At 64.9% G+C, this 22,288-nt stretch carries 22 protein-coding genes and 1 tRNA gene; 14 read left to right on the top strand and 9 right to left on the bottom strand.

Annotated features, from left to right (window positions below):
• Positions 1 to 22 precede the first annotated feature (22 nt).
• Positions 23 to 664 (bottom strand): helix-turn-helix domain-containing protein, encoded by a 642-nt coding sequence (locus tag H5V43_RS09185; protein ID WP_025547717.1) that lies wholly within the window; start codon positions 662 to 664, stop codon positions 23 to 25.
• Positions 665 to 899: 235 nt separating this feature from the next.
• On the opposite strand from H5V43_RS09185, the gene H5V43_RS09190 reads away from it, so the two are divergent.
• Genes H5V43_RS09190 through H5V43_RS09210 form a run of 5 tightly spaced genes read left to right on the top strand, consistent with a single transcriptional unit; the run spans position 900 to position 4,417 of the window.
• Positions 900 to 1,583: an SDR family NAD(P)-dependent oxidoreductase gene (locus tag H5V43_RS09190; protein WP_025547718.1), complete on the top strand. Its 684-nt coding sequence runs from the start codon at positions 900 to 902 to the stop codon at positions 1,581 to 1,583.
• Complete coding sequence (locus tag H5V43_RS09195) at positions 1,580 to 2,056, top strand: VOC family protein (protein WP_025547720.1); 477 nt, start codon at positions 1,580 to 1,582, stop codon at positions 2,054 to 2,056. Before H5V43_RS09190 ends, H5V43_RS09195 begins: the two co-directional genes overlap by 4 nt.
• A 12-nt stretch (positions 2,057 to 2,068) precedes the next feature.
• The gene (locus tag H5V43_RS09200) at positions 2,069 to 3,322 is read left to right on the top strand and encodes a cytochrome P450 (RefSeq protein WP_025547722.1); all 1,254 of its coding nucleotides are present in this window, start codon (positions 2,069 to 2,071) and stop codon (positions 3,320 to 3,322) included.
• 25 nt (positions 3,323 to 3,347) lie between these two features.
• On the top strand, positions 3,348 to 4,121 hold the full coding sequence (locus H5V43_RS09205; RefSeq protein ID WP_103000543.1) for an SDR family NAD(P)-dependent oxidoreductase: 774 nt from the start codon (positions 3,348 to 3,350) through the stop codon (positions 4,119 to 4,121).
• On the top strand, positions 4,121 to 4,417 hold the full coding sequence (locus tag H5V43_RS09210; protein ID WP_040261198.1) for a GMC oxidoreductase: 297 nt from the start codon (positions 4,121 to 4,123) through the stop codon (positions 4,415 to 4,417). Before H5V43_RS09205 ends, H5V43_RS09210 begins: the two co-directional genes overlap by 1 nt.
• Before the next feature lie 454 nt (positions 4,418 to 4,871).
• Here H5V43_RS09210 and H5V43_RS09215 read toward each other — a convergent pair whose 3' ends face one another.
• From H5V43_RS09215 to H5V43_RS09225, 3 genes are read right to left on the bottom strand one after another with little or no spacing between them, the layout of a single operon-like run.
• The gene (locus H5V43_RS09215) at positions 4,872 to 6,260 is read right to left on the bottom strand and encodes an efflux transporter outer membrane subunit (RefSeq protein ID WP_025547723.1); all 1,389 of its coding nucleotides are present in this window, start codon (positions 6,258 to 6,260) and stop codon (positions 4,872 to 4,874) included.
• On the bottom strand, positions 6,260 to 7,381 hold the full coding sequence (locus tag H5V43_RS09220) for an HlyD family secretion protein (protein WP_025547725.1): 1,122 nt from the start codon (positions 7,379 to 7,381) through the stop codon (positions 6,260 to 6,262). The genes H5V43_RS09215 and H5V43_RS09220 overlap by 1 nt, the downstream gene beginning before the upstream one ends.
• Before the next feature lie 11 nt (positions 7,382 to 7,392).
• The gene (locus tag H5V43_RS09225) at positions 7,393 to 9,012 is read right to left on the bottom strand and encodes an MFS transporter (protein ID WP_244968608.1); all 1,620 of its coding nucleotides are present in this window, start codon (positions 9,010 to 9,012) and stop codon (positions 7,393 to 7,395) included.
• Positions 9,013 to 9,634: 622 nt separating this feature from the next.
• Between H5V43_RS09225 and H5V43_RS09230 the strand changes: the two genes are divergently transcribed.
• Genes H5V43_RS09230 through H5V43_RS09240 form a run of 3 tightly spaced genes read left to right on the top strand, consistent with a single transcriptional unit; the run spans position 9,635 to position 12,233 of the window.
• On the top strand, positions 9,635 to 10,174 hold the full coding sequence (locus H5V43_RS09230) for a DUF3489 domain-containing protein (RefSeq protein WP_025547729.1): 540 nt from the start codon (positions 9,635 to 9,637) through the stop codon (positions 10,172 to 10,174).
• Positions 10,174 to 10,575 carry a DUF2924 domain-containing protein gene (locus H5V43_RS09235; protein WP_025547730.1) on the top strand — a complete coding sequence of 134 codons (402 nt, stop codon included), beginning with the start codon at positions 10,174 to 10,176 and terminating at the stop codon, positions 10,573 to 10,575. Before H5V43_RS09230 ends, H5V43_RS09235 begins: the two co-directional genes overlap by 1 nt.
• Positions 10,572 to 12,233 carry a recombinase family protein gene (locus H5V43_RS09240; protein WP_025547731.1) on the top strand — a complete coding sequence of 554 codons (1,662 nt, stop codon included), beginning with the start codon at positions 10,572 to 10,574 and terminating at the stop codon, positions 12,231 to 12,233. Before H5V43_RS09235 ends, H5V43_RS09240 begins: the two co-directional genes overlap by 4 nt.
• Before the next feature lie 190 nt (positions 12,234 to 12,423).
• On the opposite strand, the gene H5V43_RS09245 is transcribed toward H5V43_RS09240, so the two are convergent.
• The 5 genes from H5V43_RS09245 to H5V43_RS09265 form a co-directional block, all read right to left on the bottom strand.
• Positions 12,424 to 12,500: transfer RNA gene (locus H5V43_RS09245), tRNA-Arg, on the bottom strand.
• Positions 12,501 to 12,534: 34 nt separating this feature from the next.
• The gene (locus tag H5V43_RS09250; RefSeq protein WP_025547733.1) at positions 12,535 to 13,017 is read right to left on the bottom strand and encodes a DUF1178 family protein; all 483 of its coding nucleotides are present in this window, start codon (positions 13,015 to 13,017) and stop codon (positions 12,535 to 12,537) included.
• Positions 13,014 to 13,844, bottom strand: coding sequence for a carbon-nitrogen hydrolase family protein (locus tag H5V43_RS09255; protein WP_025547735.1), 831 nt, complete (start codon positions 13,842 to 13,844; stop codon positions 13,014 to 13,016). The genes H5V43_RS09250 and H5V43_RS09255 overlap by 4 nt, the downstream gene beginning before the upstream one ends.
• A gap of 5 nt (positions 13,845 to 13,849) precedes the next feature.
• Positions 13,850 to 14,107 (bottom strand): glutaredoxin 3, encoded by a 258-nt coding sequence (grxC, locus tag H5V43_RS09260; protein ID WP_025547737.1) that lies wholly within the window; start codon positions 14,105 to 14,107, stop codon positions 13,850 to 13,852.
• 44 nt (positions 14,108 to 14,151) lie between these two features.
• Positions 14,152 to 14,910 (bottom strand): ComF family protein, encoded by a 759-nt coding sequence (locus H5V43_RS09265; RefSeq protein ID WP_025547738.1) that lies wholly within the window; start codon positions 14,908 to 14,910, stop codon positions 14,152 to 14,154.
• A gap of 40 nt (positions 14,911 to 14,950) precedes the next feature.
• On the opposite strand from H5V43_RS09265, the gene H5V43_RS09270 reads away from it, so the two are divergent.
• From H5V43_RS09270 to H5V43_RS09295, 6 genes are all read left to right on the top strand, one after another.
• The gene (locus tag H5V43_RS09270) at positions 14,951 to 15,799 is read left to right on the top strand and encodes a class I SAM-dependent methyltransferase (RefSeq protein ID WP_025547740.1); all 849 of its coding nucleotides are present in this window, start codon (positions 14,951 to 14,953) and stop codon (positions 15,797 to 15,799) included.
• A 146-nt stretch (positions 15,800 to 15,945) separates the two neighbouring features.
• Positions 15,946 to 17,061 (top strand): ABC transporter substrate-binding protein, encoded by a 1,116-nt coding sequence (locus tag H5V43_RS09275; RefSeq protein ID WP_037481733.1) that lies wholly within the window; start codon positions 15,946 to 15,948, stop codon positions 17,059 to 17,061.
• Positions 17,062 to 17,073: 12 nt separating this feature from the next.
• Positions 17,074 to 17,817 (top strand): class II aldolase/adducin family protein, encoded by a 744-nt coding sequence (locus tag H5V43_RS09280; protein WP_037481715.1) that lies wholly within the window; start codon positions 17,074 to 17,076, stop codon positions 17,815 to 17,817.
• Positions 17,818 to 18,020: 203 nt separating this feature from the next.
• Positions 18,021 to 19,379, top strand: coding sequence for an LLM class flavin-dependent oxidoreductase (locus tag H5V43_RS09285; protein WP_025547745.1), 1,359 nt, complete (start codon positions 18,021 to 18,023; stop codon positions 19,377 to 19,379).
• A 59-nt stretch (positions 19,380 to 19,438) separates the two neighbouring features.
• Positions 19,439 to 20,497, top strand: a complete 1,059-nt coding sequence (locus H5V43_RS09290) for an ABC transporter substrate-binding protein (RefSeq protein WP_025547746.1) — start codon at positions 19,439 to 19,441, stop codon at positions 20,495 to 20,497.
• An 8-nt stretch (positions 20,498 to 20,505) separates the two neighbouring features.
• Complete coding sequence (locus H5V43_RS09295) at positions 20,506 to 22,287, top strand: ABC transporter ATP-binding protein (RefSeq protein ID WP_037481718.1); 1,782 nt, start codon at positions 20,506 to 20,508, stop codon at positions 22,285 to 22,287.
• Position 22,288: the final 1 nt, after the last annotated feature.

Consider the following 22,288-nt stretch of genomic DNA (forward strand, 5'->3'; position numbering starts at 1 on the left):
TTCCTGTGCTACGGATACCGTCTTAACTTCCCGGTGCTGGTCTGAGGCACATGGCCCGCAGCATTTCGATGCCTTCGGCCAGAAATTCCGCTTCGGGCATGACTTCCAGCCCTTCGGACAAATTCTTGTCCCGTTCGAAAATCATGTCGAAAAAGGTGCAGGAGCCGTGCCGCAGGCGATAGCTCATCAGGTCGCGCGGCACATCGGGCTGCAGGGCGAAATAGAGCTCCATGGCTTCGCCGCTGGCAGGTGTCGAGTAAAGCTGGGCGTTGCGGATCTCGGTGCCTTCCCTCCAGCGGATCGCATGGCGAAAGAAGGATGCGTAGCGATGCACCCCCTGCGCATCGCGCAGTTCGTAGTTGGGCAGGACGAGCGCGCCGAGTACGGAGGCTGGATCACGCTCCCGCCCTTCGGCATGGATGGCGTCCAGCATCTGCCGCCGTCGCGCATCCAGTGTCGGCAGGCGATGGGCCCATATCGCGCGAACCAGCTTTTCGCGGTCATTGAAATGATAACTGACCGCGGAGTTGTTGGCGGCATTGGCTTCCAGGCGGACCTGGCGCAGCGATACATTCTCTATCCCATGCTCTCCGAACAGCCTTTCCGCCGCCTCTATGATGGCCAGCGCCGTGCCCTTGAACGACTGGGCAGGAAGATCATCCATGATGGGAGCCACTCTTTCTCTCTACAGCGATCAGTGGCTCCGCTATCCGCCCAACGCCGTCATAATGCAACGGCGCGCAAATGCGCCGGGGCCGTGCGTAGATCACAGCCATCATATGGATGATGGAATTGGCAGGCCGGGCCTTTCGTTCTGTAGGCCGCTTGCAATAAGACATGTTTCTTATATTGCACGGGAGAGCGGCACGAAGCCCAAGAACAGCGAGAGGAATGCGCCGGTGCTCAATTCATTATTCGGACTGTCGGGCAAGAATGCGCTGGTGGTCGGCGCCGGCAAGGTGCCCCATGCCATTGCGTCCCTGTTCGGATCAGCGGGAGCGGCCGTCACCCATGCGCAGGAACCGGAACTGACGGAGGAGAGCGTCGAGACGTTGTTCGACGGCGTGCCGGAACTCGACATATTGGTGAACGGCGCCATTGTGACCGGCCCCTGGCCGCTCGACGATCTGACGATGGACGAATGGGACCGCGTGCATGCAACCAACGTTCGCGGCGCGTTCCTGCTCATGCGGCAGGCGGTGCGAACGATGCGGAGGCATGGCCGGGGCGGTCGTCTTGTCAACCTGTCGACCATCGGATCGGTTCATCCGGTGCTGCATGGCAATTATGCCTATGGCTCTTCCCGCGCCGGGATGAACGCCCTCACCCGGCAATTCGCGCTGGATTGCGCAGACGACGGGATTGCCTCTAACGCCATTCTGGTGGGTGCGATCCCCTCGGACCCCTTCCCCGAAGGCTGCCCCATGCCTCCCAAGGGGCCGGGCGTGAGGCCGGAGCGGTTTCCCATGGGCTATGGCACGCCTGAAGATGTCGCGCCGGTGGCGCTGCTTCTGGCGTCCGCCGCCGGCCGCTACATCAACGGCCAGACGATCGTCGTCGATGGCGGCTTCCAGATCGCATGACGGCCGATCGGATGGCCACGCTCTTCGACGGCTTCTATCAGATGGGCTTTGTCGCCCGCGATCTGGATCAGGCCACCGACGCGCTGGCGAGGCGGTTCGGCATAAGGCGTTTTCGCCGCAAGGCCTCTTCGCCATTCATGGACGCGGCGCATGCATGGGTGGGGTCCACCATGCTGGAAATCATCCAGATCCGGCAGGGCGCGCCCGACATCTATGAAGCCTATGTGCCCGACGAGCCGTCCGCGGTCCGCCTGCATCATCACGGCTTTCGCGTGGCCGATGCGGCTGCCTGGGAAGAGGTCAACCGACGCATCGACGAAGCAGGCCTGGCGACACCGATGCGCGGCGCCGTCATGGATGGCCAGCTCAACTATATCTACGCCGACACGCGGGCCGACACCGGGGTTTACAGCGAATATGTCTATCTGACCGGGGCGGCGACGTCGATCTATGACGACGTGCCCCATAACTGAAGGGAAATAAGGATGGCCGACAATGACGCGGTCGACATCTATGCGCAGCATCAGGCGCTCTACAACCGGGTGGCCGTGCCAAATCATGTGCCACCCGAACTGGTGGTCGATTTCGATTATCTGCATCCGTCGGGCATTGAGGAAGGGGACGTCTACACTGCCTGGAAAAGGCTGCATGACGGCCCGGACATTGTCTGGACGCCCTGCAACGGAGGACATTGGATCGTCACGCGCGGCGAAGACATCAAGTTCGTGCAGGAGCATTTCGAGATATTCAGCCATGAGGTGTTCACGATACCGCGCGGGTCATCCCCCGTCCGCATGCCGCCGCTGACCGTCGACCCGCCGTTGCATGCCCGCTATCGCGCCATTCTCAACCCCTTCTTCACGCCCAGCCGGGTGAGCCGGATGCGGGAGGATGCCGTGGTCCTGACCCGCAGTCTGATCGAACAGATCAAGCCGAAGGGCCGATGCGAGTTCGTCAATGATTTCGCGCGCGTGATGCCGGTTACGATGTTCCTTGGCATCGTTGACCTGCCGCTGGACCAGCGTGAGCGGTTTGTCGAATGGGGCGTCACCTTCATGACCGCGACGGATTCCCGGATGAAGCTGGGCGCGCAGGAAAAGGTTGTCGCCTATCTCCAGCAAGTTCTGGACGAGCGCGCCGCCAATCCCGGCGACGATCTGCTCAGCAAGATCGCGGGCTGGCGGAACAATGCCCGCTTCCAGGGCGAATATGAAGTCATCGGCATGGCGGTCCTGATCTTCTTCGGCGGCCTCGACACCGTCGCCAACATGTTGTCCTTCATCACCCGTTACCTTGCGCAAAATCCGCAGCAGCGCCGACGCCTGATCGACGAGCCGGAGATCGTCCCCAAGGCAACGGAAGAGTTCCTGCGTCGCTTTGGCCTGTCGAACACCGGCCGCCTGATCCTGCAGGACTTCAACTACAAGGATGCCGTCTTCAGGAAAGACGAGATGGTGATGGTGCCGATCTCGATGTCGAGCATGGACGACCGCTTGTATGATCGGCCGATGGACATCGATTTCGATCGCGATCCTGTGCACAACACCTTCGGCAATGGCCCGCACAAATGTGTCGGGAGCCCCCTGGCCCGCGCCGAAATACAGGTGTTCCTGGAGGAATGGCTGAAGGCCCTTCCCGACTTCCGGCTCGACCCTGAACGGCCGTCCGTCACTCATTCCGGTTCCGTCAACGGCGTCGATTCCCTGAACCTCGTCTGGGATTCCGCGACCACGCGCTGACCCCATCATACTGACAGGAGTTTCTATGTCCGCCCCGGAAGCACTTTCATTTTACGGCCTTGAAGGCAAGACCGCCATCGTCACCGGCGCTGGGTCCGGCATCGGCCGCGCCACCGCAACCCTGTTCACGCAGGTCGGCGCACGGGTGCTGTTCATCGATGTCGTCGAAGACGCCTTGCGCGAGGCAGCGGAAGCGACCGGATCGCCCTGGGCCGTCTGCGACATATCGGACGAGGCGCAGGTGCTCTCGACCTTCAAAAGGGCGGACGCGGAACTGGGCGGCCTCGACGTGCTGGCCAATGTCGCGGCCTATCGGCGCAAGGCGGACACCATGACGATGCCCGCGTCGGAATGGGACATCATGCACGCCGTCACCACGCGCGGTACGTTCCTGATGATGCGCGAGGCTATCAAGATCATGCGCGACCAGGGGCGGGGCGGCTCCATCGTCAACGTTTCGTCCGTGAGCGCCGACCATCCGACGATCTTCAACAACACCCATTATGACTCGGCCAAGGCGGGCGTCGATGCGATGACCCGCGCCGCCGCGGTCGAGTTCGCCGAGCACAAGATCCGTGTCAATTCGATCCAACCGGGCGGAACGGCAAGCGGCGGCGCGAAGGCGATGGGCGAGAGTCTGCCTTTCAAGGGGCCGATGACCCTGCCGGGCCGCATTCCGCTGGGCCGCATATCCCAGCCGATCGAACAGGCCCGCGCCATCCTGTTCCTCGCCAGCGACGCCGCCAGTTATATAACCGGCCATCATCTGACGGTGGACGGCGGCTATCATGTCTCCTGATGAAGACGGGGTTAGTCGCGGCTAACTATCCTGCCCAAATCCCCGCCAGCGACCTAGCCTGGGAAGCCCATGTCCGGCAAAGCGCGAATATCGGCTATCACCCGGTCGGTACGTGCCGAATGGGGGGCGAGAATGCGGTGGTCGACGGGACGCTGAAGCTACGCGGTATCGACGGCCTGCGGGTCGTCGATGCTTCGGTGATGCCGGTGATCGTATCGGGCAACACCAATGCCGCGACCATCATGATCGCAGAGCGAGCCGCCGAATTTATCCTTCGAGATAAGCGTGGATACTGAGGCGACGCCCACAAAAACGGTCATTCGTAACGATAGCTGTGGCGACAATCTCTCCGAGGAAACGCGCAAGGATCTGATCGAGAAGGCGCAGCAGGGCCATGGCCGAGCTGCGCGCCGATCGGCTATCGCAACGTCAGTGACGAGCAGGGGGTAATGTCATCGCCGTTGATCCGGAGGCAGGGCCGATAGTGACGCGCCTGTTCGACTGATACGCAAGGCGCCTCTATTCCCAATACCTCCGCTTTGGCACATCGATGCCGCCGGGGGGAGCGTCCATCCCGTCAGGTCTTAGAGGGTAGCTGGCAGATCGCTGCCCTTCGAGCAAGCGTGGCCCGAGTACCGCCGCCCTGTTGGCGAAACTCACCAGGAAGCTGGCCTGGCCAGCTATCGGAGCGATCAGTGCTGGACCTGAATGACCGCTTTGCCGGCGGCTGCCGACCCGGTTTACCTTGTGTCAGTCCGATGGTGCAATTGGCGAAGCCTCGTTCCACCCGCCACCCAAGGCCTGATAGAGGGCGATCCGCGCCGTGAAGGAATCTGCCTGAGCCTGGACAAGATTCAGCTCGGCGGCAAGCAGGCCGCGTTGGGCGTCCAACTGCTCAAGATAGGGCGAATAGCCTGCTTTGTAGCGATTTGAGGCAAGACGGAAGGTCTCGGCGAGCGCGTCGCGCTGAGCGGCCACGATGCGTAACTGGGTATCTGTCTGAACGATATTCGCGAGCGCGTCCTCCACTTCACGAAAGGCATTGAGAGCGGTTTTGCGATAGGCAAAGGCAGCCAGATCACGCTGCGCACCGGCGCTTTCCGCGCCCGCGCGCAAGCGCCCGCCCTCGAACAGCGGCGCAAGCACGCTGCCGCCCAGCGACCAGATGGTGATCGGATCGTCGAGCAGGGTCGAGAAAACCGCACCACCCTGCCCGGTCAGGCGCAATTGGGGCAGGAAGCGCTTGCGCGCAGCCGCAAGGGCATGATCGGCGGCGGCAAGCTGAAGCTCGGCCTGCGCGACATCCGGACGACGACGCAGCAGTTGGGAAGGGAGGCCGGCTGGCACTGCGGGGTCTGTGAGCGCGGCAAGCGAAGCGCCGCGCTCTATGGGACCGGGCAAGTCGCCGCTGAGCAGCCTGAGCGCGTTTTCCTGCCGCGTGCGCGCCTGCTCAAGCGGCGCGATGATCTGCAACGCGCCCTGATATTCCGCCACTGCCTGAGCAAGCTCGAGCCTGGGTGAATAACCTGCGTCCGAGCGGCGCCTAATGCGTTGCAGCGCCTCCTTGCGTGCCTCGACGGTCTGGCGGGCGACGTCAAGCCGCGCATCGAGCGCGAGGAGAGTCACATAGCCGCTGGCCACGGTCGAGGCGATCGACAGGCGAACCGCGTCGCGGGCGGCCTGGCTTGCCAGCCATGCCGCGTGCGCTGCCGATTCCTGGTCGGACAGCCGGCCGAAGAGATCCACCTCCCAGGCCGTCTGGACCTGCACTTGCCCGGCGGTCTGCACTTCGGGCGTCCCGAACGCGCTGACGCTGCGCGAGCGTTCACCGCCCGCACCGGTCGCCAGGGTCGGCAATAGCGCGGCGCGCGCGCCTCTCTCCTGCGCCTTCGCTTCACGGATGCGCGCGCCGGCCATGGCAATGTCGAGATTGCCCGCAAGCGCGTGCTCGACCAGAGCGGTCAGGGCCGGGTCGCCGAAGGTCCGCCACCAGTCCGCATCAAGGGCACCACTCTGGTCAGGCGACGTGCGCCAGCCCTGCGGCGGCGTCACTGGATCGACCCGCGCGGTCTCGACATGCGGCCCGGCACAGGCAGCGAGCAGGAGAGGCAATGCCGCGATCGTGCAGGCGCGGCGCATCAGTCGTTTGTCTCGACATGCAACTCGACGGACATGCCGGGGCGCAGGCGTTTCGCCATCTCCTGCCCTGGATCGATCTTAACACGGACGGCGATGCGCTGCGCCACTTTCACGAAATTGCCCGTTGCATTGTCTGACTTGAGCACGGCGAACTCCGAGCCGGCGGCAGGCGAGAGATTCTCGACATGCCCCCTGAGCTTGGCGCCGCCCAGTGCGTCGATACGGAAGGTCGCGGGCTGACCGATGCGCATCTTGCGCGTCTGCGCTTCCTTATAGTTGGCGATGACCCAGCGATCGCGCGGGACCAGGAACATGAGCTGGGTTCCCGCCGAAACGAAGGCGCCATTGCGCACGCCGATTTCCGAGAGCTCACCGTCGACCGGAGCACGGATGACCGTATTGTCGAGATCGACCTGGGCGAGATGAAGCGCGGCCTGGGCGGCGGCGACGGAAGCCTCCAGCCCGCCACGCCCCACGATCACCGAACGGACGTCCTGTTGGCCAATCTGCTGCGCAGCACTGGCCTGTCGCACGGCCGCTTGGGCGGCGAGCAGCGCGGCGCGGGTCTGATCGCGCTCACGCTCGGAGATTGAGCCATCGGCGACGAGCGCGGCGGCCCGCTTCATGTCGGCCTGGGCGCGGACCAACTGGGCCTGCGCATTGGCAATGCCTGCCGACTGACCGGTGAGCGCTGCCTCGCGACCGCGCTGGCTTTGTTGCGAATTGGCCAGAGCGGCACGTTGCGCTGCAAGATTGGCCTTCGCCTGTTCGACGCGCGCGCCATAGATGCGCTGGTCGATGGTGACGAGGACATCGCCTTTCTTCACCGTCTGGAAGTCCTGCACGGGTACCCCGGTCACATAACCGCTGACCTGGGGGCTTATGATCGTCACCTTGCCGCGGACATAGGCATTGTCGGTGTCTTCGGCCCATCCGTCAAAAGGCGGCAGTCGCCAAGCGTAGAGGATGGCCACGATTCCTGCGAGCGCGAGAGCGCCGATCGCCACTGCCGCCGTGCGGCTTTTGCGGGGAGGACTCCAGCCCTGCGAAGAAGGCTCGACCTGCGGATCGGGAGGCGGCGCAGCTGCCGCAGCTCGGGATGTCGCCGCCTGATCCGTCATGAAACCCCCCGTTAACCTGCCTTTGCCGCCTGCGCCTGCAGGGCCTGCTGGAGCTGGATGATGGGCGAGGGCTCCTTGCGCCGCAAGATGGAACGGCGAATGAGAAGGCCCCAGATCACGCCCGCAACGGCCAGCACGCCGACCAACAGAAACACATCATTGAAGGCAAGGATATTGGCCTCTCGGGCCACCTGGCGGGCCAGCAATGCTCCGCCCTCCGCACCGCGCAACAGCGGATCGCCAATCAGGCCTCGAACCGACGCCGCGCCGCCTTCGACGCGCTGGGCGACCTGAGGATCCGTCATGACGATATTTTGCACCAGCGCATGCGAATGGAACTTCTCACGGACGACCTGGAAGGTGCCGAGCATCGTCGAACCGGCGAGCCCTCCAAGGCTCTGACTCAGGTTGAACAGCACGACGAAGCTGATGAAATTCTTCGGTCCGGCAAGCAATGTGCGGGCAATGCCGATGACCATGGCCTGGGCAAGAAACAGGAGAGAGGCAAAGCCGATCATCGCCTGACTCAGATAGAAGCTGGAGGGGCGTGTCAGATTGGTCGAGTCCGCATCCATGAAAGCTGCGATGGCGATAAGGGCGACGGCGAGCGTAATCGGCAAGGACAGGTTTGCCGGATTGAGCGTCAATACGGCCGTCAGCAATCCCGCGATCGAGGCGAGCACGATCACGAGATTGAGCATCACCATCTGGTCGTTGATCATGCCGACCACATTGAGCAACCCGACCGAACCGAAGGCCTGCTCGGACAAGAGGATGCGCACTATGGACGCGATGAAAATGAGGCGCATCATCTGTCGCGTGCCAAGCCAGCGGGTATTGATGAGCGGGTTCTCGCGATAATGTTCGAGGATGAGCGAGGTGGCGACAAGCACGATGCTGGCACAAAGCGCCCAGCCGATCCAGGCACGCTCGGTCCACCATTCGATCCGTCCTTCGGAAAGCACCGCGATGAACAGCCAAAGGCCCGGGGCCAGCAATCCGATCGTCAGGAAGTCACGCCATTCGAACGCCTGGCTGCGCTGGCTCGGCGGCAACGGCAAGGCAAGAATGGCGGCCAGCGTGATCAGTGTGAGGCCCAGTTCGAACACATAGAGCATGTGCCAGTCGCCTGCGACGAGCAGCCCCGGCGAGACCATCCGGGCTAGCGGCGTCGCGAGTTGGGGAATGCAGATGCCCATCATGATGCCGGTGAGCCGCTTTGGCGCAGTAAAACCCTGCATGAGATAGAGGATCGCGAGTGTGGTGAGGCCGCCGGACGCAAAGCCGCTCGCCGCGCGTACAGCCACCGACGACCAGAAGCCGTGCACGCCGAGGTGCAGAAGCGTCGTGACTGCGTAAATCGCCAGCATCCAGCGGATGAAGGGTTGCAAGCCGAACTGCTGGCGATATTTGACGAGCAGCAGGTTCGCACAGGTGTAGGTCATATAATAAGCCGCCGTCAGCCATGCCGCCTCGTTGGAATTGAGACCCAGCGTGCCCTGCGCAAACGCGATGTTGACCGTAATGAGCGCATTGCCAAGGCCGCTGGTGAGCCCGATCATGACGCCGATCAGGATGTAAGACAGGCGGCGACCTGACGGATGGTCGGGATTGGCTGGTGACCCGGGCAAGGTCGGCTGCTCGTGCGGCTTGAATCGATAACCGGACTCATCTTCCATGAAGCATCAGCCTTGGCAGTCGTGAAGAAACTCCGCACCGGCAGGATGGCTAGACCACCAGTCCAAAATCGATGTCATGATCGTTCCAGAATCTGGCCGATGCAAGCGGTTAAGTTGGGCAGGGGCCTTGCTTCAACCAGAATTTCAGCGACTGCTCGTACTTGTATCGCCCGATGCCCTGCTTGGCTTGTTCCGCTCTCAAATCGACCTTCCAAGAGGGGATTGGTGCTGCGGCTTAGGTGAATAAAAGACCGGTTCGGGAATCGGAACAGGGCCGCTGAATGTCTGGAATGTCGGATCCAACGGACAGTACAGTCGCTCCCACTCTCCGTCCGGAATAGCACTGTCACGCTCCGGAACCGACAGTCGCGAATGTCCCATCTGCAGTCGATCAGGCCACCTCAATAGTCTCAAAATATTGCGCAGATTTCGTTCGACTTCGCTGACGAATGGAGCGAACGCTGTCGACATGGAATAGTGGCTCGCTAAGGAGCCCCTGCCCCGCAAGGCTGCGCGCCACGGGGCTCTGGGTGGTGGGAGCGACAATAGCGCCGCTCCAAAAAGGAGACCATCCATGAACAGCCTTATTCGCCTTACCGACATCCAACTGGTACTGCTCGCCACCGCTGCACAGCGCGACAATGGCAGCCTGCTGCCGCCGCCCGACGCGGTGGGGGAAGGCCCTGCGCGCATTCGCAAGGTCGTCGAGCAGCTCATCCGGCGCGGGCTTGCCGCCGAGGTCGATCTCCCCTCAGGGGCCGACGCCTGGCGCACGGATGGCCTCCGCTCGATCGGGGTCGTCATCACTGACGCGGGCCGCGCCGCCATCGGCGTAGAGCCCGAGGAGGCAGAAGAACCCGCTACGGATCTACCTGAGCCGGAGGTCACGCCGATCGCCGAAGCCCCGTCACCTGCCGCACACAGCAAAAGCGCGCTGGTCCTGGAGATGCTCCGCCGCGAGAGCGGCGCCACGCTGGATGAACTGATCAGCGCCACCAACTGGCTGCCGCACACCACGCGAGCTGTGCTGACCGGCCTGCGCAAGAAAGGCCATGCGATCGATAGGCGCAAGCGCGGCGAGGTTACCTGCTATCATCTGGGGAACCAGGCCTGATGAAGCTGGACGCGCAGATCGCTGCCCTGGCAGCAATGAAGCCGACCGAGCTCAAGGCGGAGTGGCGGACGGTGCACGGGGCTGAGCCCCCGCGCATCGCCGCCAGCCTGCTCGCCCGCGCCCTGGCGCATGATCTGCAATGCGCCGCCCAGGGCGGCCTCGCTGAGCGGGTGCGGGTGCGCCTTCTTGGTGCGGGAGTGGCGCGCGCTGCGTCCACACCCAAGCTGACCCCAGGAACGCAGCTGGTGCGCGAGTGGGGCGGAACCAGCCATCATGTGTTGATGGAGGAAAAGGGCCGCTGCAGCTATAAGGGCAAGAGCTTCACCTCCTTGTCTGCCGTGGCCCGCCACATCACGGGCGCGCACTGGTCGGGCCCGCGCTTCTTCGGAGTGAAGCCATGACCCAGAAGAAGCGGCTGCGCTGCGCGGCCTATACGCGCAAGTCGACCGAAGAGGGGCTGGATCAGGCCTTCAATAGTTTGGATGCACAGCGCGAGGCCTGCGCCGCCTATGTCCAGAGCCAGAAGAGCGAGGGCTGGACGCTCGTCCCCACGCTCTATGATGATGGCGGCTTCTCGGGCGGCAGCATGGAGCGCCCCGCCCTCGCCCGCCTGATGGCCGATGTTCGCGACGGTAAGGTCGACATCGTCATCGTCTATAAAGTTGACCGGTTGACCCGCAGCCTCAACGACTTTGCCCGTATCGTTGATGTGTTCGATGCGGCCGGCGCCTCCTTCGTATCGGCCACGCAGCAGTTCAACACGACGACAAGCATGGGGCGACTGACGCTCAATGTTCTGCTGAGCTTCGCACAGTTCGAGCGCGAGGTGATCGCCGAGCGCATCCGCGACAAGATCGCCCAGTCCAAAGCCCGGGGCATCTGGATGGGCGGCCCGGTGCCGCTCGGCTATGATGTCGTCGATCGCAAGCTCGTGCCCAATCCACAGGAGGCAAAGACTGTCGAGCATATCTTCCGCCGCTATCTGGCGGTGCCTTCGATCATGGTGCTGATGGAGGAGTTGAAGACGGAGGGCATCGTCACCAAGCGGCAGACCATGCGCGACGGGTCCGTTCGCGGCGGCCAGTCATTCGTGCGTGGGCCGCTCCATCATCTTATCGCCAATCCCATGTACATCGGCAAGATCCGGCATCGCGACCAGGTCTATGACGGCCAGCATCCGCCGATCATCAATCAGGCGCTGTGGGATGCGGTGCAGGCGAAACGCGCAGGAGCGATCGGCACCCGTCGCGCAGGCGGCAATAGCGAACATAGCAGCCTGCTCACGGGCATGATTCGAGACCATGTCGATCGGCCAATGTCGCCCAGCCATGCCGTGAAGCAGAAGCGCCGCTATCGTTATTATGTGTCCAGCATCGCATCCGCCACGAACGAGGCAGCGATCAGGGCCCCTGCCCTGCGATTGCCAGCTACCGAGCTGGAGCAAGCCGCGGTCGATGCAGCCGCTGCACTCCTGGCCGATCCGCAAACCATCATGGTGCTGCCGCAGGTTGACGCCCAAACGACCAGGCGCCGGATCGATGCCGGCCAGGCACTTGGATCAGCGATGCGCGGCAAACGGAAGAGCGAGGTTCGTAGAACGCTGCAAGCTCTCGATCTTGCTATTATGGTCCACACCGACAGGATCGACGCCTCGATCAGCCGCCGCCGTCTTGTTGCGTTGCTGGATGGCACGGCGCCAATCGTGGAAGACGACGGCCACCGCTTGCCGCTCCACATCGAAACCGCGCCGGATCGGCATGGGCGCAATCTCAAGCTGGTGCTGCGATCAGGCGAAGAGCAGAAGCCCAACGTCGATCTGGAGCTGATCGCTCTGATCCGCAAAGCGGAAGTGGCTCGGCAGCAGCTCTTCACGCAAACTTCCGCGACGAACGATCGCACAGCCGAGCGGGTCGCGCGACTGGCTTTCCTCGCGCCGGACATCATCACCGCCATTCTCGAAGGCCGGCAACCGGCGACACTCACGTCCCGGCGACTCATGAAGCATGCTGCCATTCCGCTGGACTGGAAAGCGCAGCGCGAGGCGCTCGGCTTCCAGTGAGCCTTGGCAAAACCGTGTGCCACCCGACGAGGCCCCGTGAGACGCGGGGTCTTTTTTGTGGCTCTGAGGCCCAAAAGCACGTCTCTGCAGCACTCGGTTCTGCGGCACCTCGACAGAATGGCGCGGAACTGCGCCATTTTCGAGGCCCGGCACAGGCACTGCCTAAAAGGCCTCGTAATACGAGAATGCGTGGTGCACCCGGCGGGATTCGAACCCACGGCCCTCAGATTAGGAATCTGATGCTCTATCCTGCTGAGCTACGGGTGCCCGGTGACGGCTCTATTGCGAGAGAGCGGCGCGGTCAATTCTTCGCGTCGGGGGGAATGACCGGAAAAGGCAGCGGCGCAACCTCCACGCCCTCCGCGATCAAGGCCCGGGCCTCGCTCAGGGCCACTTCGCCATGGATGCTGGTGCGATCCTGCTCGCCATAATGCATGGCGCGCGCCTGTTCCGCGAAGTCGCGCCCGACCCAGGTCGAATCCTCCAGCGCCTTCTGCTGCGCCTTCGCCAGCGCAAGCACCAGTTCGCGCATTTTCGCTTCCTCGCCCGCACCCATGGTGATCGAAGCATCGCCCGAAGAAGCGATCTGCGGCATGGTTTCCGGCCGGCTGTTCCCCTTGGCAGCGACGGCGGGAGCCATCACCGCCTTGCCGACATGCCCGTCGCCGCAAAGCGGGCAGGCGAGCAGCCCACGCGCCTTCTGGTCCTCATAATCGGCGCTGGAACCGAACCACGCCTCGAACACATGGCCTTGGGATTCGCATTTGAGGTCGAAAACGATCACGATAGCGTCACATCCATGGGCAGGGATCGCCGGTTGGCGAGCGCGGGCACCCGCCCGCGCACGTCCTCTATGCGCGACAGGTCGATCTCCGCAAGAGCAAGGCCCGCCTGCTCGCCCATGTCGAGCACCATGTCCCCCCATGGGTCGACGATCAGGCTATGCCCATAGGTGTCGCGGCCATCCGCATGATGGCCCGTCTGCGCGGCGGCGATGACGAAGCATCCCGCCTCTATGGCGCGCGCCCGCAGCAATATGTGCCAGTGCGCCTTCCCTGTCGGCACGGTGAAGGCAGCCGGCATCAGCAGCACCGTCGCGCCTGCGTTGGTGAGCGCCCGGTAGAGATCGGGAAAGCGCATGTCGTAACAGACCGACAATCCCATGCGGGCCCAGGGCGTGTCGACCGCCACGACCCGCTCGCCCGGCCCATAGACCGACGATTCGCGCCAGCTTTCGCCCGTCGCCAGATCGACGTCGAACAGATGGATCTTGTCGTAGCGGGCCCGAATCGCGCCGCCATCGTCGATCATGAAGCTGCGATTGGCCCAGCGCCCGTCGCTCCGCTCATCCTTCAGCGGGGTCGAGCCCAGATGCACCCACAGCCCCTGCTTCGCCGCCGCATTGCGCACCGCGGCGAGGACAGGGTCGTCCGCCTCCGAATGCAGGGTCGCCGCCGCCCTTTGCCGGTCGCGGTCCAGATAGCCCGCCATTTCGGGTGTGAAGAGAATATCCGCCCCCTCCCCCTTGGCACGTGCAGCCATGTCCGCGATGGCGGTGGCATTGGCGGCGGGATCGATCCCGCTGGTCATCTGGAAGATGGCGGCGCGCATCCGGCCTATGCCCCCAGCAGGGCGTCGAGCTTGCCCTGCCGCTCAAGCATCGCCATGTCGTCGCTGCCGCCGATATGCCGGCCGTCGATGAAAATCTGGGGCACGGTCGTCCCGCCATTGGCGCGGTCCAGCATTTCCTGCTGCCTGGGCCCGCCCATGGTGATGTCATATTCCTCGAACGCCACGCCCTTTCCGTTCAGCAGCGCCTTCGCCCGGGCGCAATAGCCGCACCAGGCCTTGGTATAGATTTCGACCTTCGCCATGTCTTACTCCTTGATCGTCGAAATTGTGGTTCGGCGGCTGTTTGTCAATCGGCGCCGTCCGGCAGCACCCGCGCCCAGCACAGCAGATGAACGCTTGCCGCGCCGCCGCGTTTCAGCGCCCGGGCGCAGGCGGCCGCCGTTGCGCCGCTGGTCTGCACGTCGTCGATCAGCAGAACGGCGCGCCCCTTGAGCATATGACCCGGGGCCAGGGCGAAGGCGCCGCGCACCGCCTTCGCCCGCGTCTTCGGACTCATGCCGCGCAGGGGCCGGGTCCGGCGGGTGCGGAGCAGCGCATGATTGTCGACCGGCAAGCCGGTCAGCCGCGCCAGATGGCGGGCGATCAGCGCCGACTGGTTGAAGCCCCGCCACCACAAGCGCCAGCGGTGCAGCGGCACCGGCACGATGACGGCATCGCGCACCGCCGGAACCTGCCGCGCCATCTGCCTCGCAATCAGCCGCGCAAGACCGATGCGCCGCCCATATTTCAGCCGCAGCGCCACGGTGCGGGCGACATCGCCATAGGCCAGCACCGCCCGCGCGCTGTCATAGGGCGGCGGATCGGCCAGACAGGCTCCGCATTCCGCGCCATCCCCGCGGTCATAGTCGAAGGGAAGCCCGCAGCGGGCGCAGCAGGGCGCGCCCAGGAACCGCATCCCGCTCCAGCAGGCGAGGCAGAAGGCATCATCCGCAGCCACGATCTCGCCGCAGCCGGGGCAGCGTGGCGGCAGGGCATAATCGACCAGCGGGCCGAGCGTGGTTTTGAGGAGCGGGACGCTCTTGTGAAGCAGGGCAAGGGACATCATCTCCCTTGTTCCCGCTCCTTCGCCCATGCACAAGGCCCCGATGACCAATCCCGACATCTTCGACCGAGCCCTGCGCGCCAAAAGGCGCGACCGGATGATGGCGCGCTTTGCCGAGCATGACTTCCTCTATCGCATGATGCTGGACGAACTGCTGGACCGGCTGGGCGACGTGCAGCGCGAGCTGAAGGAAGTGCTGGTGATCGGCTGCCCCGACGGCAGCGCGAGGGCCGCGCTGGAGGCGATGGGCAAGAGCGTCGTCTGCGCCGACCCCGGCTTTGCGGCGGCGAAGGCGCAGGGCGGCGTGCAGGCCGATGAAGACGCCCTGCCCTTTGCCGATGAAAGTTTCGACCTGGTGATCGCCTGCGGCACGCTGGACAGCGTCAACGACCTGCCCGGCGCGCTGATCCTGATGCGGCGGATATTGCGCCCCGACGGGCTGATGCTGGCTGCTTTCGCGGGCGCAGGCTCGCTGCCGCTACTCCGCGCCGCGCTGATGACGGGCGAAGGGGACCGGGCGGGGCAGCATATCCATCCGCAGGTCGACGTTCGCTCGGCGGGTGATCTGCTGGCGCGGGCAGGCTTTACCATGCCGGTCGCGGACGGCGAGGTGCTGACGGTGCGCTACGGCGATATATTGCGGCTGATGCGCGACTTGCGGGGCATGGGGGCCGGCAATGTGCTGGCTTCGCGGCCGCCCGCGTTGCGGCGGGACGTTCTGATCGGGGCCACGGAGCATTTCGCGGCGGCGGCCGACATCGATGGGCGGACGGCGGAGCAGATGGCCGTCATCTATCTTAGCGGATGGAAGGCCGATCCCAGCCAGGCGCAGCCCGCGCGACGGGGCAGCGCGACCGTTTCCCTGGCGGAGGCGCTGAAGCCGAAGCATTGACGGCGGTGAAAATGCAGCAAGGGGACTGTTCAATATGCCGCACCCATGCCCGCGTCCCTTTCTGAAATCCCGCATAATTCCGCAATTTTACCGATTGGCACACGTCTTGCGATTTTCCCCGGGCAACAACCGGAGACTTGCCCGCCGTGCCGACCCTATCCGACAGCGCCCCCACAAAGGCCAAGCAGCCCGATGAGATCTGGTTCACCCGCTGCCCCGTTCCGACTGCCACCGGCATCGCCTACAAGCTAGGCTGGCTGACCGAGAGCTTCGAGGGCGACGGCATTACGCTGCGCACCTTGCAGGAGTCGGGATCGGAACTCGGCCGCCATCATTATGACCACCGCCTGCCCACGCTGATCCGTGAGGGCGGCAACATGCTGGCCATCGCCGCCCGCGCCCAGGGCGAGCCGACGAAGCTGATCGGCCTCACCTGGATCGAGGAGAGCCAGCTCATCCTGGCGCGGCCGGATTCCGGCATCCGCTCCGCCGCCGATCTCAAGGGCAAGCGGCTGGCCCTGCCCGGCTGGAGCCACAACGACATCCCCAGCCATGTGCGCGGCACCAGCATCGCGCGCGGCATGTCGCTCGCGGGCTATAAGGGCGCCCTGGCGTCGGCGGGGCTGAGCTTCGACGATGTGGAGCTGATCGAGACGCCCGACCGGCTGCGCAATATCGGCGGCAGCGGGCGCGACCTGCAACCACGCGGGTCGGGCCAGCGCAGCGGCGTAGGCCGCCTCTGGCCGATCGAGGCGCTGGTCGAGGGGAAGGTCGACGCCATCTACGTGAAGGGCGCCGCCGCGCTGGATCAGGCGCGGGAGAACGGCCTGGTCGTCGCCATCGATCTCGACGCCCTGCCCGACCCGCGCTTTCGCGTGAACAACGGCACGCCTCGCCCGATCACGGTCCATCAGAGCCTGATCGACGATCATTTCGACCTGCTGGTCCGCTTCCTGGCCGTCACCCTGCGCGCAGCCGATTGGGTCGCGGAGCAGCCCGACCGGCTGCGCGACATCCTCGAATATGAGACGGAGGGCAGCGCGCAGGCCGTCGACCAGGCCTATGCCCGGCTGCACGAAGGGCTGCACCCGACATTGGACGACGAACGGCTCGCCCTGTTCGACCTTCAGAAGAAGTTCCTGTTCACCCACGGCTTCCTCGATGCGGATTTCGCCCTGTCCGACTGGGTCGATCCCCGGCCGCTGGAGGCCGCCCGCGCCCTCAACGCCCAGCGTCCCCAACCTGTCGCCATTCCAGCCTGAAAGGAAATAAGCATGTCTGACACCAACGGACTTTCAAGGGAAACGATCGGCTTCGTGCTGCAGACGGAGAAGGACGCCCGCCGCGCCTTCCGCGTCCTGCGCGAGACCCATACCATCTCGGCCAGCGGCACCCTGTTCTTCGCGGTCCGCATCCCCGGCGAAGACAAGATCATCACGCTGAACTATGCCGGTCTTTGGGAGGACGATCCCGACCAGGCCGTGACCAGCGTCATCGGCTTCGACGGCACCCTCTATTGGGGCAACGCGCCGGGCGGGGCGGCGCGCTACCTCAAGATCTTCAAGAAATATCCGGACTTCCAGGCAATCAGCCACGTCCACACGCCGCATCTGGGCGCCTATTCGCAGGCGCATTCGGAACTGCCGCTGCTGTACGTGCCCAACCGCCGCTTCCGCTTCACCGCGCAGCTTCCGGTCTATATCAACCGCCGCCAGCCTGAGCCGGACTTCATCCTGGAAGCGATCGAGCAGGATCGCGAAGTCCCCGGCATCGTGGAGGCCAATGGCGGCGCGACCATCTGGAGCTGGAAGGGGCTGCGCGACCTTACCAACACCATCGTGCTGCTGGAGGAAGGCGCGCAGTTCCAGATATTGGGACAGGCGCTCGGCGGGTCAAAGCCCTTCGGCCCCGGCGTGCTGGAGCAGCAGTGGAAGATGGGCAAGCTGGTGCCGCCCGACGCCCGCGTCGATGATGACGGCACGATCCATCTGCCTGAAACCGCGCAAGCCGCCGAATGATGTTTGAAGTCCGGCGCCGTTGCTGACGCATTTGCGCGGTTAATCGGACCAGCACCCCTCCCGTTCGCCCTTAGCCTGTCGAAGGGCCCTCCTTCTCCTGAAGAAGTAAGGGGCTTCGGCAAGCGCAGCCCGAACGGAGGTGGGATTGGTTCCGGTCAACCGCGCCATGCTCCAGCAGCGGCGTCGCTTTCCGGAGCGATCCCATGTCCCAGAAGAAGCGCCAGCTTGCGCTTGCCGTTTTCCTGACCCGCCACGGCCATCATCCCGGCGCCTGGCGCCAACCCGGCACCGCCGATACCGGCAAGCCCGATTTCCGCTATTGGGCCGGCCTCGTCCGCACCGCCGAGCGCGGCAAGCTGGACGCCGCCTTCTTCGCGGATTTCGTGGGGCAGAGCGGCGACAGCACCAAGGGGATCGCCCGGCGGCATGCTTTCCTCGATTTCGAACCGCTGACCGCAACCGCCGCGCTGGCCAGCATCACCAGCCATATCGGGCTGGTGGCGACGGTGAACACCAATTTCGAACAGCCCTATGCGCTGGCGCGGCGCTTCGCCTCGCTCGACCATATCAGCGGCGGGCGGATCGGCTGGAACATCGTGTCCTCGCTGGCGGACGGCGCGGCGAAGAGCTTCGGCATCGACCAGCCCGCCAGCCACGCCGAACGCTATGCCCGCGCCCATGACTTTGTGGAACTGGCCAAGGCACTGTGGGACAGTTGGGAAGACGACGCCTTCGAGGGCGCGGACAAGGACAGCGGCATCTATCTCAATGCCGACGCCGTGCACCCGGTCCATTATCGCGGGCCCTATTACGGCATCGACAGCGTGCTCGACATGCCGCGCCCGATCCAGGGCTATCCGGTCTTCGCGCAGGCCGGAAATTCGGAGGTCGGCCGCGATTTCGCCGCCCGCCATGCCGAGATGATCTATGCCGCCGCCCAGTTCATCGAGGATGCGCAGGCCTTCTACAAGGATGTGAGGGCGCGGGTCGCGGGCTATGGGCGCGATCCCGACACGCTGAAAGTGATGCCGGGCCTGTCCTTCACCATCGGCTCCAGTCTTCAGGAGGCGCAGGACAAGTTCGGCGCGCTGGAGGAGAAGGTCGATTTTTCCGGCGACCTCAATCTGATGGGACATGACGTCAGCGCCTATCCGCTCGACGGCCCGCTGCCCGACCTGCCGGAACCGGAGAATGGCAAGGGCCGCTGGCGGCAGCTCACCGCGCTGGCGCGGCGCGAGAATCTCACCATCCGCCAGCTTTTCCTGCGCTTCAACGCGGTGCGCGGACATCGGGTGGTGCTGGGCACGCCGGTCGACATTGCCGACCAGATACAGGACTGGTTCGAGCGCGACGCCGCCGACGGTTTCAACCTGATCCCGCCGCTGTTGCCGAGTTCATTGGAGGATTTCGTGGACCTTGTGGTGCCGGAACTCCAGCGGCGCGGGCTGTTCCGGACGGAATATGAGGGCACGACGCTGCGCGAGCATCTGAACCTGCCGCGTCCGGAGAATCCGAATGAGCGGCACGCTCCCGCCGAAGCCGTTCTGGAGTCCGCCGCCTAGGACTGTCCTGCTCCTGCCCGCGCAGGAGCATATCCTACCAACATCGAAAGGATTGCCGAATGAGCAACACACTCGACACGCTCTGGTACACGCGCTGCCCGGTGCCGACCGGCCTTGGCATCGCCATCCAGCAGGGCTGGCTGGAGGAAGCCTTCCGCGCGCAGGGCACCAGCCTGTCCTCGCTGCTCGAATCCAGCGATTTTTCCAAGCGGGAGTCGCATTTCTCGCACACCGTCCAGAACAGCGTGCGCCATGGCGGCAATATCCCGGCGATCAGCGCGAAGGCGCGGGGCCGCGACACGCGGGTCATCGGCCTGTCCTGGGCGGACGAGACGCAGTTGATCCTGGCCAGCCCGGAGTCCGGCATAGAGACGGTGCGCGACCTGAAGGGCCGCCGCTTCGGCCTGCCCAACTGGAAGAATGTCGAGATCGACTTCACCCGCGCCCAGGCCATTCGCGGCCTTGAAAATGCGCTGCGGCTGGAGGGACTGGAAGTCTCCGACGTCGAGATCGTCGATCAGGACATCGAGACTCATTATAGCGACGGGCAGGCGCAGACGGTCGGCGGCACGCTCGCCTGGAACGGGCGCAGCACCAGCCGGGCGCGGGCCAATAATCTCGAACTGATCGCCCTGCTGCGCGGCGAGGTCGATGCGATCTTCCTGAAGGGCGCGAGCGGCGCCCAGATCGCGCATCAATTCGGGCTCAAGACGGTGATCGACACCGGCATCCATCCCGATCCGCTGGTGCGCTCCAACAACGGCACGCCGCGCACGCTGGCGGTGGACGGGCATCTGATCGACCATCATTTCGACGCCGCCGTCACCATCGTCGAGCAGGTGCTGCGCGCCGAACGTTGGGCGCAGTCGCATCCTTCCGACGTCCGCCGTTATCTCGCCCGCGAAACCAACAGCAGCGAATATTGGGTCAGCATCGCCTATGGCGAGGACGCGCAGACGAAGCTGAAGACCGATCTTGCCGAACAGTCGGTCACGGCAATCCAGGACTTCACCAACTTCCTGCACCGCTGGAACTTCATTCCGCAAAGCTTCGACGTGCGCGACTGGATCGACGCCCGTCCGCTGGAAGCAGCGCAGTCGCTCGCGCTCGCAAGCTGAACGGAACCATGGGGGAGAGAGGATTTCCGCAAGGCAGCCCGTTGCTGCGCTGCCTTGCCATCTATGGCGAGATGCCGGGCCGGTTCGCGCTGACGGCGGTGCTGCTGGCCGCCGTCAACGTCGCGCTGGTCGGCCAGCAGGTGATGGTCGGCCATGCCGTGCAGGAAGCGCAGCATGGCAGGCTGGTCGCTGCCGGTCCGGACGGGGTGCTGCATTATGACCGCGCCTGGTTCTGGGTCGCGCTGCTGATCGGCCTCTCGCTGGCGCGGGCGGCGGTGCAATATGGCGCGGGCCTCCTCTCCCTCTCCATCGGCCAGCGGCTGCTGACCATCCTGCGCGGGCGGATATTGACGCAGATACAGCGCCTCGACCTTGCCTATCACTGGCGCCATGGCGTGGGCGAGATGGTGACGCGCATGACCCGCGACGCGGACAAGGTGCGCGACGCGCTGATCAATTTCTGGCGGCAGATATTCGAAACCGGGCTGATCGTGACCATCTCGCTTGGCCTGCTGGCGCTCTATTCGCCCTGGCTCGCCTTGGGTCCGCTGGTGCTGCTGGCGATCGGCATCGGCCTGCTCTGGTCGGAAGCCGACACGCTGGTGGCGCTCGACCGGCGGATCGGGGATGCCTATGACGCGGTGACGCAGGACCTGTCGGAAGGCGTCAACGGCGTCCGCGTCATCAAGGCCTTCTCCCTGGGCGAGGCGCGGGCCGATCGCTTCCGCCGCCATGTCGACCTGTTCCGGGTGGAGGCGCGGGCGGCGATCCGCCACGCCTGCCGCCGCATTCCCCTGCCCCAGACGATCATCGCCCTGTCCCATGCCTGGGTGCTGGGCCTGGGCGCCTGGATGGTGGCGCATGGCGCGCTTGGCCTGGGCGCGCTGGTGGCGGCGATGCTGGTCGTCAACACGCTGGTCCTGCGGATCGAGAGCATCGGCCGCCTGTTGCAAGTGATCGCGGACGCCCGCGCTTCGGCAGCGCGCATCTGGGAGGTGCTGGACGCGGAGCCGGTCATCAATTCGGGCAGTGCGCCGCTGCCCGAAGGCCCCATCGGTTTCCGCCTGTCGCATGTCGCCGCCTCGCCCTTGGGCGATGGGGCGACCGTGCTGCGCGACCTCAGCCTTGCCGTGCGGCCGGGCGAGGTGGTGGCGCTGGTCGGCGCGACCGGATCGGGCAAGAGCATCCTCACCGCCCTGCTCCCCCGGCTGGTGGAGGTGGACGAGGGCCGCGTCGAACTGGGGTCGGCGGAAACCGGCTGGCGGGACGTGCGGACGAGCGACCTGCATGCGTTGCGCCGCCGCGTCCATGTGCTGCCGCAGGAAAGCTTCCTCTTTTCCGACACGCTGGCCGCCAATCTGCGCCTCTGCGCGCCCGATGCGACCGACGACGAGTTGCGCGCGGCGCTGGACAAGGCGGCGGCGGGCGAATTGCTGGCCCGCCTTGAGGACGGGCTGGAAACGCGGGTGGGCGACCGGGGGGCGACCCTCTCGGGCGGCCAGCGCCAGCGTGTGTGCCTTGCCCGCGCATTGCTGGCGGATGCGGACATATTGATCCTGGACGACGCCACCAGCGCCCTCGACGCGCAGACCGAAAGGCGGGCCATCGACAATATCCGCAAGCTCCGCGCCGAACGCCCGGTCACTCTGCTGATCGTCGCCAGCCGCCTGTCGACCGCGCTCGCCGCCGACCGGGTGGCGGTGCTGAGCGGCGGCCGGATCGTCGCGGAGGGCACACATAAGCAATTGTCGCAGGACAGCGCGGCCTATCGCGACCTGATGGGACTGTAAG

Source organism: Sphingobium fuliginis (assembly GCF_015074805.1).
GTDB lineage: Bacteria > Pseudomonadota > Alphaproteobacteria > Sphingomonadales > Sphingomonadaceae > Sphingobium > Sphingobium fuliginis.